Genomic DNA, 12,237 nt, shown 5'->3' on the forward strand with positions numbered 1-12,237 from the left:
ACCGCAAACACCGGAATTGCAGACCCTGGCCGCTTCACGCCCGCCAGGTCCCTCAGGCAAAAATGCTTAGTCCTGTGCTGGACATGTTCTTGCCGAAAACAGTTTCCTGCTTCTGGGGCTTGAAAAGCCCCTTGCCCTCCTGCTCCATTTCCCTGAGCCTGGCCTTTTCCATGGCCTTTTTCATACGGTCCCTGGCCTTGTTGTGCTCCTCGCGGCCCTGCCATGAACCCGGCTGATTATCCGGCTGCTGGGTATGCACATCTATCTTGCCCACGCGTAGCCCCTGCTGCTCCAGGCTGCTGCGCAGCTGGGGCAGATTATCGTTTATGACCTGGGCCACCTCGTGATTGGAAGTGCTGACCATGGCCCGGACCTCGCTGCCCTGCATTTTGAGCACAACAGAGAGCATGCCCAGGTTGGGAGGATTGAGCTGCAGGGTCATTTTGCTTTTGCCCTGGCCCATATCCTTGAAAGTTCCGCTGCGCACCTGCTCCATCACCTGCTGGGAAATCTGCTCACGCTGTGCGGCCTGTCCGCCCTGCCTGGCAGCCTCACTCGCCTCCCTTGCCCCGGCTGCGGCTGCTGCGGTTCTTACTTCCTGTGATGTATCAGAACGTACCCGGCTCAAAAATTTCTCCCAGGGATCCTGATTATTGCTGCCTGAATCCCTGCCGCCGTCTCTGGATGCCTCCCCGCTCAAGGCCTGGTCTCTCAGCTCCTGGGAATCCTTCACAGCTGAGTAGCCGGATCTTTCATTGCGGCTGTCCTGGTTTTCCCGGCTGGATTTGGAACCCTCGGACCTTTCCGAATTTTCACGGCCGGAATGCATGCTTTGAGATCTTTCAGACTTTTCCCGGGTATCCTTGAGCTTCTTTTCTGCCTCAGGATTTGCGGAAGCATTGCCACGCTCTGCGCTCCGGCCCTTACCCTCTTCCTTGGCAGCCTCGATCATGCGCAGAAGAGAATTTTCCTCCCGCGAAAGCCTGCTGCCTGAATCGCCTGCTGCGTTTTTAAGGCCCTGAAGCAGGCCATCGGCCCGGCTTTCCCGGGAGTCCTGGCGAATCATGCCCAACAGGTTCTTAAGATCAGACCTGCCCAGCTCCTTGTCTGCGAATGCACTATACTCGCTTCTGTCCCTGCTTTGCGCCCTGAATCCCTGCAGCAGTGATTCAAGCTGGCTGCGGCTTAAAGATACCCGCTGGCCGTCTTCCATTTTGTCTAGTCTTGAGGCAAGCTGTTCCGCCACCCGGTCCAGCCGGCCCTGTTCCACATCCCGGATCAGGTCCTTTCTCTCCTGGGCATTAAAACCAAGCTCGGACAAAAAGCTGACTAAATCCTGTCTCTGGCCCGAGCTTAGCTCCATGGGCGGATGACTGTCCGCCATGTCCAGCCTGGACACCAGCTCGCGCCAGCTAAGCTCGGAATTATCCACCTTTTCCTGGAGTTTTTGCAACTCACTGCTGTCTATGCCCTGCTCCAGAAGCATCTCTTTTATGGCATCGAGTTCTTCCGGGGTGATCTTTTCATCCCACATGTCATCCATTTCCCCGGACATGAGATCTTCGCTGCCCCAGCCTTCCTGCTTTACAGACTGCATGAGCATCTCTGTCATTTCCCGGTCCAGGCCCAGTTCGTCCCCAAGCTCACTCCAGGTCAGACCAGACTCTTGAAAGCTATCTTTGAGTTTCTGAATTTTCTGCTCGCTTATCCCCTGCTCCCGAAGCATGGTTTTTACGGCGTCCATGTCCTCTTCAGATATTTTTTGATCCAGGCGTAGCCCTGCCGATTCGTACTTCCGGGAATCACCTTCACGGGAGGCATTTTTTACAGCCTGCATGAGCATCTCTGTCATTTCCTGGTCCAGACCCAGTTCATCCCCAAGCTCACTCCAGGTCAGACCGGATTCATTAAAACTCTCTTCAAGATTTTTTATTTCCTGCTCACTTACACCCTGCTGCCTGAGAAAATCCTTCACACCGGCAAATTCTTCCCGGCTGAGCTCCTGTTCATGGCGGCCTTCACCTGCATCAGGGAGTGGATTATAATCGGAAGGCAAAGGACTCTTGTTGTTCTGGGGGGACTGCAAAGCGTCCTGGAAAACGTCCCGGAAACCATCGTTGAACTCACCTCCGCCAAACCTGGAGGAGTTCATGCCCGGCAACAAGTCACCGGAAGATTGCGATATGTCCATAAGGGGAAAATTTTGCATGGTTGTTCTCCTTGGCAGGGAATATATCAATTCCTGTTCCACAATCAGGAGAACCAGGCAAAAAATCTTGCAGATGTATGGCTGAGACTTAAATCAAAACAAAAAACAGGTGACTGTTCACCTTGATAATGCTTTTGTCGGCTCGGTATCGGGATCAGTACCGAAAAGACAAGAGTGGGGAACAGATACTTGTTTCTTATAATCATCTTCACATTTCGCGCTTGACGCGAAGTGTGCAAAAAATTTCGCTTCTTTGATAAGGGGTGAAAAGGAAAGATGAAAGGCAGGGCTGAGGGGCTAACTCTGCTCCAGGTTCAAGCTGCGGGAAATTTCTTCAAGGGAGGGATAGGTTGCAAACAGGTCCCAGAGATTGACCAGCTTCAGGGTCTTGATGACCTGTTCCGAGGGGTTCAGCAGGCAGAATTTTCGGCCTTCCTGCAGACTGCGGTTGTTCAGGGCGGTGACAAAGCCTATTCCGGCACTGTCCATAAAGGCCACCCCGGACAGGTCCAGGGCCATCACCTGCCAGGGACGGCTGAAAAGGTCTTCGAATTCTTTCTTGAGGTCATCCACGATCTCCATGGTCATCTCCCGGGAGATGTCCACTATGAGCATGTTGCCCTTGTCCTCTATATGCACTCTTTCCATTGCTCAGGCTCGACTTTTTTGGTGAATGAAAAAACATTGCTGTCCTCTACCCGGGAATAATCAAAGGTATGCATCACCTGGCGCATTATGTAGATGCCCCGTCCGGATTCCTGGTTGTTATCCGGAAGAGTCCAGGGACACTGAAACTCCCGGCCCCAGTCCCGGACCTGCAAACCCACCTGTTCATTCTCAACTATATCCAGCTTTATTTCCAGTTCTCCCGGCAACCCCTGATACGCATGCAGAGCCGCATTGTTGCAGGACTCCGTCAGCACCAGCTCAATATCGAACAGTACATCAGAAGTTACAAAGGTGTCCAGAAAAGCCTTTACCCCCCGGGCAATCATCCTGGCCCGACAAGGTGTCACTGTATCTTTGAGGATCAGCTGCAGCATCCAGACCTCCAGCCCCTTAAAGATTTGTCCTGACCCACAGGGCGGTGAGATCATCCCTGAACCAGACACGGTCATTGCCTATACGCTTAAGCCTTTCCTTGAGCGCCTCGAGACCGAAACAATCCTGGAGGATCATCTGCTGCACCTCGCTTCGAAACCTGTCCAGACCAAGGATCTCCCCGGGGGTCAATTCCCACTCGTAAAAACCGTCAGTATACAAAAAGGCTTTAAGGCTTTCTTTAAAGGTGATCTCCCCTGCGGATATGTCCAGGGGAAAAATTCCCAGGGGCCTGCAATTGGGCTGGGCCTCGTGCATTATTTCCTGGTCGGCCAGAAAGAACCCAGGGCAGTGCCCGGCATTGATATAAGAAAGGGAACTCGCCCCAAGGTTCAGGTCGCAGGCCAGCAGGGTGACAAAATCAGCCTCGCCCCCCACTATCTGACACAGATCGGTGTTTACGAAACCCACCACCTGCTCCAGGGGAAAATAGTTACGCCAGGACATGCGGAAAATAGCCCGTACAGTATTCATGATGAAAGCGGCCCTGGCCCCGTGCCCGGAAACGTCAGCCACAACGAATCGCAGAGTGTCCGGACCTACAGGAAAAAAATCGTAATAATCCCCGCTGGCCCTCCCTGATGGCAGATACATCCAGTCCAGGTCAATACCGGGAAACTCAAATCCGTCCCGGGGAAGCAGTCTGGCCTGAAGATCGGCCACCATGTCCATTTCTGTGGAAATGACGGCATAGGCCTTGCGCAGCTCTTCCAGAATAAGAACCTGCCGCTTGGCCACCCTGACCCTGGCCTGAAGCTCCTCCCGGACAAAGGGTTTGAGTACAAAATCGTTGGCCCCCTGGTTCAGGGCCTCCACCTTGACCTCGGTGGACTCCTCTCCGGTGAGCACCAGGATAAAGACATCCCTGTCCACTGAGGTATTGCGGATATGCCGGATCACTTCCAGACCGTCCATAACCGGCATATGAATGTCCAGCAGTACTATGTCCGGGGCAAAAGCGGCAAATTTATCCACCGCCTCCTCCCCGTCGCAGCTCTCCTCTATTTCGAATTCATCACCCAGTAGACGTATGAGAAACTTCCGGTTGATGCTGGAGTCCTCGGCAATTAGAAGCTTTACTTTTTTCATCAGTCCCGAAAATTATCTATTCAAAATCCCGGCTGTCCAGCATAATGGTCACCGGTCCCCAGTTGCAAAGCTCCACGTCCATGTCCGCCCCGAAAAAACCTGCATAGACCCTGTCCCATGACTGCTCCACCCGGCTTACAAAAGATCCGAAAAGCTCCTGGGCTTTGTCCCCGGGCATGGAATCGGAAAACCCGGGCCTTCGCCCTTTGCGGCAGTCTGCATACAGGGTGAACTGCGGCACCAGCAGCAGATCCCCCTGGATATCCGCCAGGCTGAGGTTCATGCGCTGGTTTTCATCGGGAAATATCCTCAGGTTGAGTATTTTTCCGACCATGGTCTCCCAGGCCCTGGTCCCGGGCAATCCGGCATCCTCGCGAAAAAAACCCACAAGCCCGGTCAGGCCCCTGTCAACCCTTACCTCTCTTGGCTCTTGGTCCACCACAGTCTTGACCCCGGCCCATTTTGTCCGCTGCAGAAGTACTCTCATAAAATATCAAACATTCTCACAGGAAGCCAGAAAACACGTTTCTTTGTCGCCGCTGCTTTTTTTCACCCTGTACATGGCCTTGTCCGCCAGGCGCATAAGATCTTCAGCACTTTCGGCATCATCCGGGTAAAGGCTGATGCCCATACTGACCCCCAGCTGATGTTCCCCGGAAGGCAGAATATATGGCCGGGAAAGCTGCCAGGCAACCTTGCGGGCAACCTGCTTGGCATCTTCCAGCTTTCCTGTGTCTGTAAGCAGGATGACAAACTCATCCCCGCCGAAGCGGGCAACCGTATCAGAGGCCCTGACCAATTCTTTCAAACGCCGGGAGACCAGAGTCAACACCTCGTCTCCTGTGCTGTGCCCATAATTGTCGTTAATGGCCTTGAATCCGTCCAGATCCAGAAACAAAAGCGCCACCCTGTTTCCCGTTCTTTTGGCTGCGGCGATGGCCATTTCCATGCGGTCCTGAAGAAGGTTCCTGTTGGGCAGGCCGGTGAGTCCGTCATGCATGGCCATGTGCTCAATGCGCTCCTGCATCCGGCGCTGCTCGGTTATGTCTATCCCCGTGCCCAGCACATAGTCCGGGTTGCCCTCCTCATCGTTTATAATACAGTTGGACCAGGCTATAAGCCTTTTTTCTCCTGCCCTGGTCAACCAGTAATTCTCAAAGTGATGGGGCAGGTTTGCAAAATCAGGGCTGAAAAAAGACCTGACTGTTTCTGCTTCTTCAGGGGGAATGAGCCTTTTGAAAATCTCTTTCCCCTGCAGATCCTGGAAAGAATACCCTGACAGTCTTTCGCAGGCCCTGTTGAAATGTATAATTCTGCCTTCATTGTCCAGCAGCACCACCAGGGAATCCACAGTATCCAGGAGCTTGGATACAAAGGCCTTCTCCCGGCGCAGGCGCTGTTCTATTTCCCGGCGCTTCTTGAGCTCTTCCACGACCTGGTCGCGGACTTTCCTGTGCTCAGAGATCCTCTGGTTCAGTTCGGTTACATCCTGGATGGTCACTAAGGCCAGTCTGGTCCATTGGGAGCTTTCCTGTACCCTGATGGAGGCGATGGTAGTGTTTTGAAGCCTTTTGTCTCCATCCCGGTTGGTGATGGGGATAAACCAGCCGTGCAGGTGCGAGGAAAAAACAGCAGGCGGCCCCCCATCCAGTACTGCCTGGATCCTGGGCTCAAACCGGGGCTGCTTGAGTTCAGGATACATATCCGGGAGCCGCTGGCCAATAACAGTTCTGGCATCATGTTCAGTCCATTCCTGCATGATCCTGTTCCAGAACTGGATACGCATATCCTGGTCCAGAATAAAAATACCCAGGGGAAGCTGGTTTAATATCCAGAATCTATCCTGAATTTCATGAAAAATCATACAGGATCCAAAGGATTGCAAGGTGAATCATCGGCCCGGCTCCCTGCATGGGGACCGGAAAGGCTGGATTTGAAAGCAACAGAGTCATTCTCCGGCCTGCTTTTTGACAAGCATGTCCAGCATACTGGAAAGCTCGGTCATGGAGTTGATGCCGAAAAGCAGAAGAATGTCACCGGCGATGGAGTGCTCTCTGACTTTGAAATGGGCCTTGGCCAGAATTATGGAGTGTCCTTCACCGCCTTCCTGCTGCAGGAGGTCATGCACGCTGGTCTCAAACATGAAATCCGGGAGTGAATACTCCAGGTCCATGCTTAGAATGTTGGCAAAATTGCCCAGGACGCTGTTGAGCACAATATTGCCGATCTCAGTCAGAGCCTCGCTGCGAATGGAGTCCAGGTCCGTATCCCCGGGCTCCTCCTGCACCAACAATGTGACCAGGTTCAGGGCGCTTTCAGGAGGGAATAACAGGGCCGCCTTCCCTGGAACCGGACCTGAAAACCTTAAAATAACAGTGGCCAGGGAGGATTTATCTAAGGGGGCAAGCTCCTGCTGAACGTCCTCCGGCTCCAGGACCTTGATTTCGGGAACACTTAGCTCCACGTGCATGGCCAGCATGGAGTTCAGGGCATTGCCTGCCTGTCCCACGCCGATATTTATGATTTCAGTCAGGGCATCCCTGTGCAGATCATTTAACATAAGCCTGGGTCCTTATCTGGAACCGAGGTGATTATTAAGCACCTCGAACATTTTTTCATCATTCACCGGCTTGTTCACCAGCTCCACCACCCCGTGCTCCTGACATTTCTGCCTGGTGGTCTCCTGTACGTCAGCGGTGACAACCACTACAGGCGTTTTGACATGTTTACTCTCCAGCACCTGCAGCACCTGGAAGCCGTTGATATCCGGCATAAGCAGGTCCAGCAGGATCAGGTCCGGCTGCAGTTCATCTATCTTGCGCAGGCCTTCCCGGCCCGAAGCCGCTTCCACGGCTTCATGACCGGACTGCTGCACAATTCTTTTCAGTATGGTTCTTTGAAAGACCGAGTCCTCTACTATCAATACCCTGGCCATGTTTTCTCCTTAGCTGTCCTTGTAGCAATGGCTTTCATCGGGAAATTCACCGTTTTGAACCTCCCTGCGGTAACGCTCCACCGCCTCGGAAATAACTCCGGCCAGATCGGCGTATTTCTTTACAAACCTGGGCCCCGGTCCGGTGCTCATCCCCAGCAGATCATTTATCACCAGAACCTGACCGTCGCACTCCAGTCCGGCCCCTATGCCGATGGTGGGAATGTTCAGGCTTGAAGTTATCCTGGAAGCCAGTCCCGGCGGCACAGCCTCCAGTACCAGGCTGAAGCAGCCGGCTTCCTCCAGCTTGCGCGCCTCCTGCACTATTTTTTCCCCGGCCTCGCCCCGGCCCTGGACCTTGAAGCCTCCAAAGTGGGCAATGCTCTGCGGCGTAAGCCCCAGGTGGCCCATGACCGGTATCCCGGCTTTTACCATGCCCTGGATCTGAGGCAGAATGCTGTCCCCGCCTTCCACTTTCACCGCTCCGGCCCGGCCTTCTTTGAGCATGCGGCCGGCATTGATCACCGCTTCTTCCACGCTTACCTGGTAGGACATAAAAGGTAGGTCGGCCACTATCAGTGAATTACCGGCAACCCTGGTCACAGCCCTGGTGTGGTGCAGCATTTCATCCATGGTCACGGAAAGGGTATCCTCATGCCCCAGCACCACCATGGCCAGAGAGTCCCCCACAAGAATCATGTCGATCCCGCCCTGGTCCACAAACCTGGCCATGGCACTTTCATAGGCGGTAAGCATGGTCAGCTTTCTTTGTCCCTTGGTCTTTATAACTTCCGGCACCGTCATCCTTGGCATAACTTCATCCATTTTTTTACAGGGTTATTAGGTAGCTCCCCGACTGCAGGCATAGCCAGGGGTCAATTTCCAACGGGTCTGCACTTTGCGCATTTGCACTTTTCCGGCCTCCGGCAATTTCTTTTTGAACCTATTAAGTGCCGCCTGTCAAGAGATGGCCAAATTGACATGCAGGGCACAAGCATTTAAAAGGCAGCGTAAGCATGGAGAAAAGAATATGTATGATCTACTCAAGGAAGAACCGGGAAAGGACTTCAGTCCGGATGCTGCTTCCCTGGAAGAAACCCGTGAGTTCCAGAGCAGGCCCAACCTGCTGTGCTCCGGGTGCCTGAGCAGGATAACCAGCCAGGATGCGGGCATCAGTATCAACGGCAGTCAGAAGCATGTTTTTGTAAACCCACACGGGCTCGTATTCGAAGTCGGCTGCTTTTCCTGGGCTGTAAACTGCCTGGGGACCGGACCAAGCACTGCTGAATTCTCCTGGTTTCCAGGATTTACATGGCAGATCGCGGTGTGCATATCCTGTCTAATGCACCTGGGCTGGCGTTACTCATCCGGAGACTCAGGCGAATTCTACGGACTTATCATGGACCGCCTGATTCTTGATACCTCGAGTGAAAAATAGACCTTGATTTTTCAACATGGCAATGCTTTTATCGGTGTCGACGTCGATATCGAAAAAGGATTATGGACTGTAATTATTCACCCCATCTGCTTCAGCTGGATAATCTAAGCGTCTGGTTGCGGATTCATGGTCCGGGGGCTTTGCAAACTGGGCGTAAACTGTATAAAGGACGCGTAGTCACGCCTTTGGCGTGATTAATCAAAACCGTAAAACACCAAACCTGATTCAATGCATGTTACAGAATAGATCCTGGCTATCAAACCAGTGTGTAGGTTTTGATTTACGCTTCCTTGGAGTGAGTTTTTACGTCCTGTTTGCAAAGTCCCCGGACCATGGTGAATAATTACTATGGATTAAGGGGATAACCGCCACCATTCTAACAGCCGCCGAGGTGAAAATAAATCACCTGTCCAGAAGATACATGGGATCCACTGCATCTCCCAGCACATAAACCCCGAGATGCAGATGAGGGCCGGTAGCCCTGCCGGTCATGCCCACTTCTCCTACTTTCTCACCCTGGGATACAAAGACATCCTCCTGCACATCAATGCTGCTCAAATGCATGTAAAGAGAATGGATGCCCTGGCCGTGATCCAGGATAACCGTCTTCCCTCCGTAATAAAAGTCACCGGTGAGCACCACCCTGCCGTCTGTTACGGCCTTTACCGGCGTGCCTTCAGGTCCCCTGAAGTCCACTCCCTGGTGCGCGGACCTGGGCTGGCCGTTTAAAAACCTCTGAACGCCGAATGGAGAACTGACGTCTCCCGGAACAGGCTCTTTAAAATCTTCTTCCCAGTACCTGTCCATGGTCAGGGTGCTAAGGGCGGAGCGGATCTGCTCTCTGTCCCGGGCGATGCGGTCATGGACCTCCTGGGGAGGGGTAACCATCTCCTCGGGCAGGCTCAGGTGCTGCTCCGGGTAATCCTTGTCCTTTACAGATATTTTAAAAGTCTTTTCCAGGCTTTCTCCATCCAGGTCAAACACCAGGCTCAGTTCATGTTCTCCTGTTTTATCCAGTCCGGCACCAAGAAGCACCCTCTGCTCCCCGGGCAGATCCACGGGAACTGCAAACTCCCTGTCCATCCAGGCGACCTTTATTCCCGCCGGCTTATCATCAGAACTGATATCCACCCAGAAAGGTTCACCCCGGCCGACTTCAGAGGGGACCTGTACATCCAGGGCATAAACCGGCATAGCCCAGAAAAAAATCAGCAGCAGGGAAAAGAGAATTTTCCTGATCATTTGCTCATCCTAACGCGGGCCATGTCCGCAACCCAAATAAGAAGATTATTGAACCACAAAGACACGAAGATCACAAAGTTTAAGACAGTAAGGAGGGTATTTTTTGAAAACCGGGAAACGGTTTTCAAAAAGGATGCCTTTTCATTTGCCGTTTTCCCGGCAAATGAAAAACCCTTTGTGCTTTCTTCCTTTGTGTCCTTTGTGCCTTCGTGGTTCAAACTTTCTTGTTTTTTGTGACATGGTTTCAGGATTAAGTCACTGACATGATTGACATTTGTATACAATTTGACAATCCGTGATCATAACGGATAATGGTCAAAGCCATGCAATACGGCAACAAAAGCGAACATACCCGGAGCAAGTGCATCAAATGCGGCCAGTGCTGCCGCAGAAACAGCCCGGCCCTGCATCAGGAAGATCTCCCCCTTATAACCGGAAAAAGCCTCGGCCGAAACACCCTGATTCTATACCGCAGGGGAGAACCGGCCCTGGACAATGTCATGGGCACTCCCGTGCTCCTGGGCAGGGAAATGATCAAAATCAGGTCAGCAAATGCCGGTCACCGGGGATGTCTGTTCCTGGACCAGCATTCCGGGCATTGCAGCATTTACGGTTCCAGGCCCATGGAGTGCAGCCTCCTGGAATGCTGGAACCCTGACCCCCTGATGAACTACTACCAGAAAAACCGCCTCACCAGGGCGGATATATTTCCCAAAGGCTCGGCCATGGACGAGCTCATCTGCATGCACGAGGAGAAATGCCCTGTTACAGAACTATCTTACATGCTGCAACAGGAAGTAAACGCCCCCGGGACGCTGCGTGAAGAAATAAACAGCCTCCTGGCTTTTGACGATTCCTTTCGGCAGGGCTTTCAGGAAAAAACCGGGGCTCATGAAGAGGACATGCTCTTCTATTTTGGCCGTCCCCTGAAGGAGCTGGTCCGTCCCCTGATGGATTTCATGTAACCATTCAGGGGATGCCTCAATCGGCCTGGGGACAGTCCCCGCGACACCTTTTCTGCACCAAATGCAAAAATTGTAGACGCAAAGTTTTGTGGACCTGCACATTTAGTACTTAGCGGGGGACAGTCCCCAGGCCTGGTGCCAGCAATCATCACCGAGGACCCCCTGAATGGTTACGATTTCATTAAGTTAAATCCAGACGGCACCACCTGAAAGTCACTCCTGCACCAGCTCATCCGCCCTGTCCCTGGCCATACTGGCAAGGTCTTCCCCGGCCTCGGCCATAGCCTGGATGGAGTCCCTGGAAAAGCCTCCCTTCTCTACCCTTCTAAAAATCCACTGGACCTGGTAGAGTACATCAAGGCCGGCTTCGGCAATTTGCGGCGTTGAGACCCGGTCCACTATCTTGCCCCTGATGTTTTCCCTCTGCATGATAAGCTGTTTGATCCTTGAAGCCAGCTCGCTTCTTCTTTCATCGTCGGACTCATCCAGCTGCCAGTATTCAAAATATACCGAGTTGAGCTCCTCCACGGTATCCAGGTAGTCGCGCATACGCTCAAGCACCGGCTCTTCACTGGACGTCCTGGAAAAAACATGGGCAAGATGCTCCAGGCGCTGAGCCACAATCTCCAGCATTTCCACTGTCTCTCTGTTCTCAAGCTGCCTTTCCTGCAGCCCCTGGGAAGTATGCACCTCCCGTGGCTCTGTTTCTGCAAGGTGCACCAGTCTGTCAAAGAGTTCCGGGCCATAACGCCGGACCACCAGGTCGATGACTTCCGGCTGCAGCAGGTGCCCAAGGACCTCCTCCCTGGCCTGGAGCACATCCTGTTCCTCGTAGCTAAGACCGGTTAGCTCAGTTGCATAATGCATGTTCAATTCTCTGAAGCTCAGGGTAAAGCCGCCCTCTTCTGCGGGAGACACGGCCGGATGATAATTTCTGAATATCAGGCTTGCCAGGTCCCTGATGAATCTATCGGTTATCACCTCGTCATCTGGAAGCTCCTCCGGCTCCCTGGGTTCCACCGGATCCTCGGGCTCTCTTTCCAGGTGCTCCCTTAAAGGGTCCAGCCCGGTGACATCCACCGGGTCATCCGGCTTTTCCACCGGATGCATGGTAATATCGGGATCATCCGGCTCAACCGGAGGCTCGCGAAACTGATAATACCACACCAGGGCCCCCGCGCCCAGGATAACAATGGCCAGAACAGCTGAAATCAGTACTTTTTTGCCCATAAATTTTCCCTCCCGGGAAAAACTGCCTTAA

Annotated in this window: 13 protein-coding genes; 2 read left to right on the forward strand and 11 right to left on the reverse strand. The window is 53.1% G+C overall.

What is annotated here, in order from left to right; genetic code table 11:
- Positions 1 to 52: 52 nt before the first annotated feature.
- The 9 genes from DTHIO_RS12555 to panB all read right to left on the reverse strand — a co-directional run bounded on the left by DTHIO_RS12555 (position 53) and on the right by panB (position 8,156).
- Positions 53 to 2,209: a flagellar hook-length control protein FliK gene (locus DTHIO_RS12555; RefSeq protein WP_008870648.1), complete on the reverse strand. Its 2,157-nt coding sequence runs from the start codon at positions 2,207 to 2,209 to the stop codon at positions 53 to 55.
- Between the two features lie 297 nt (positions 2,210 to 2,506).
- Positions 2,507 to 2,857: an STAS domain-containing protein gene (locus DTHIO_RS12560; protein ID WP_008870649.1), complete on the reverse strand. Its 351-nt coding sequence runs from the start codon at positions 2,855 to 2,857 to the stop codon at positions 2,507 to 2,509.
- Positions 2,839 to 3,252, reverse strand: a complete 414-nt coding sequence (locus tag DTHIO_RS12565) for an ATP-binding protein (RefSeq protein WP_008870650.1) — start codon at positions 3,250 to 3,252, stop codon at positions 2,839 to 2,841. The genes DTHIO_RS12560 and DTHIO_RS12565 overlap by 19 nt, the downstream gene beginning before the upstream one ends.
- Before the next feature lie 16 nt (positions 3,253 to 3,268).
- Positions 3,269 to 4,399 carry a PP2C family protein-serine/threonine phosphatase gene (locus DTHIO_RS12570; RefSeq protein ID WP_008870651.1) on the reverse strand — a complete coding sequence of 377 codons (1,131 nt, stop codon included), beginning with the start codon at positions 4,397 to 4,399 and terminating at the stop codon, positions 3,269 to 3,271.
- Between the two features lie 16 nt (positions 4,400 to 4,415).
- Complete coding sequence (gene dtd / locus DTHIO_RS12575; RefSeq protein WP_008870652.1) at positions 4,416 to 4,886, reverse strand: D-aminoacyl-tRNA deacylase; 471 nt, start codon at positions 4,884 to 4,886, stop codon at positions 4,416 to 4,418.
- A gap of 6 nt (positions 4,887 to 4,892) precedes the next feature.
- Positions 4,893 to 6,263, reverse strand: a complete 1,371-nt coding sequence (locus DTHIO_RS12580; RefSeq protein WP_008870653.1) for a sensor domain-containing protein — start codon at positions 6,261 to 6,263, stop codon at positions 4,893 to 4,895.
- 84 nt (positions 6,264 to 6,347) lie between these two features.
- On the reverse strand, positions 6,348 to 6,959 hold the full coding sequence (locus DTHIO_RS12585) for a chemotaxis protein CheX (RefSeq protein WP_008870654.1): 612 nt from the start codon (positions 6,957 to 6,959) through the stop codon (positions 6,348 to 6,350).
- A 12-nt stretch (positions 6,960 to 6,971) separates the two neighbouring features.
- Entirely contained in the window at positions 6,972 to 7,334 is a 363-nt protein-coding gene (locus DTHIO_RS12590; protein WP_008870655.1) for a response regulator, read from the reverse strand.
- A 9-nt stretch (positions 7,335 to 7,343) separates the two neighbouring features.
- Positions 7,344 to 8,156, reverse strand: coding sequence for a 3-methyl-2-oxobutanoate hydroxymethyltransferase (gene panB, locus DTHIO_RS12595; RefSeq protein WP_244156376.1), 813 nt, complete (start codon positions 8,154 to 8,156; stop codon positions 7,344 to 7,346).
- A 205-nt stretch (positions 8,157 to 8,361) separates the two neighbouring features.
- On the opposite strand from panB, the gene DTHIO_RS12600 reads away from it, so the two are divergent.
- Positions 8,362 to 8,769, forward strand: coding sequence for a cereblon family protein (locus DTHIO_RS12600; RefSeq protein ID WP_008870657.1), 408 nt, complete (start codon positions 8,362 to 8,364; stop codon positions 8,767 to 8,769).
- Between the two features lie 402 nt (positions 8,770 to 9,171).
- Here the strand turns inward: DTHIO_RS12600 and DTHIO_RS12605 are convergent, their stop codons facing one another.
- Complete coding sequence (locus DTHIO_RS12605; RefSeq protein WP_008870658.1) at positions 9,172 to 10,011, reverse strand: M23 family metallopeptidase; 840 nt, start codon at positions 10,009 to 10,011, stop codon at positions 9,172 to 9,174.
- A 323-nt stretch (positions 10,012 to 10,334) separates the two neighbouring features.
- Between DTHIO_RS12605 and DTHIO_RS12615 the strand changes: the two genes are divergently transcribed.
- Positions 10,335 to 10,976 carry a YkgJ family cysteine cluster protein gene (locus tag DTHIO_RS12615; RefSeq protein WP_161598674.1) on the forward strand — a complete coding sequence of 214 codons (642 nt, stop codon included), beginning with the start codon at positions 10,335 to 10,337 and terminating at the stop codon, positions 10,974 to 10,976.
- 213 nt (positions 10,977 to 11,189) lie between these two features.
- On the opposite strand, the gene DTHIO_RS12620 is transcribed toward DTHIO_RS12615, so the two are convergent.
- The gene (locus DTHIO_RS12620; protein WP_008870660.1) at positions 11,190 to 12,206 is read right to left on the reverse strand and encodes a hypothetical protein; all 1,017 of its coding nucleotides are present in this window, start codon (positions 12,204 to 12,206) and stop codon (positions 11,190 to 11,192) included.
- Positions 12,207 to 12,237 lie beyond the last annotated feature (31 nt).

This window comes from Desulfonatronospira thiodismutans ASO3-1, from assembly GCF_000174435.1.
GTDB classification, from domain to species: Bacteria; Desulfobacterota; Desulfovibrionia; order Desulfovibrionales; family Desulfonatronovibrionaceae; genus Desulfonatronospira; species Desulfonatronospira thiodismutans.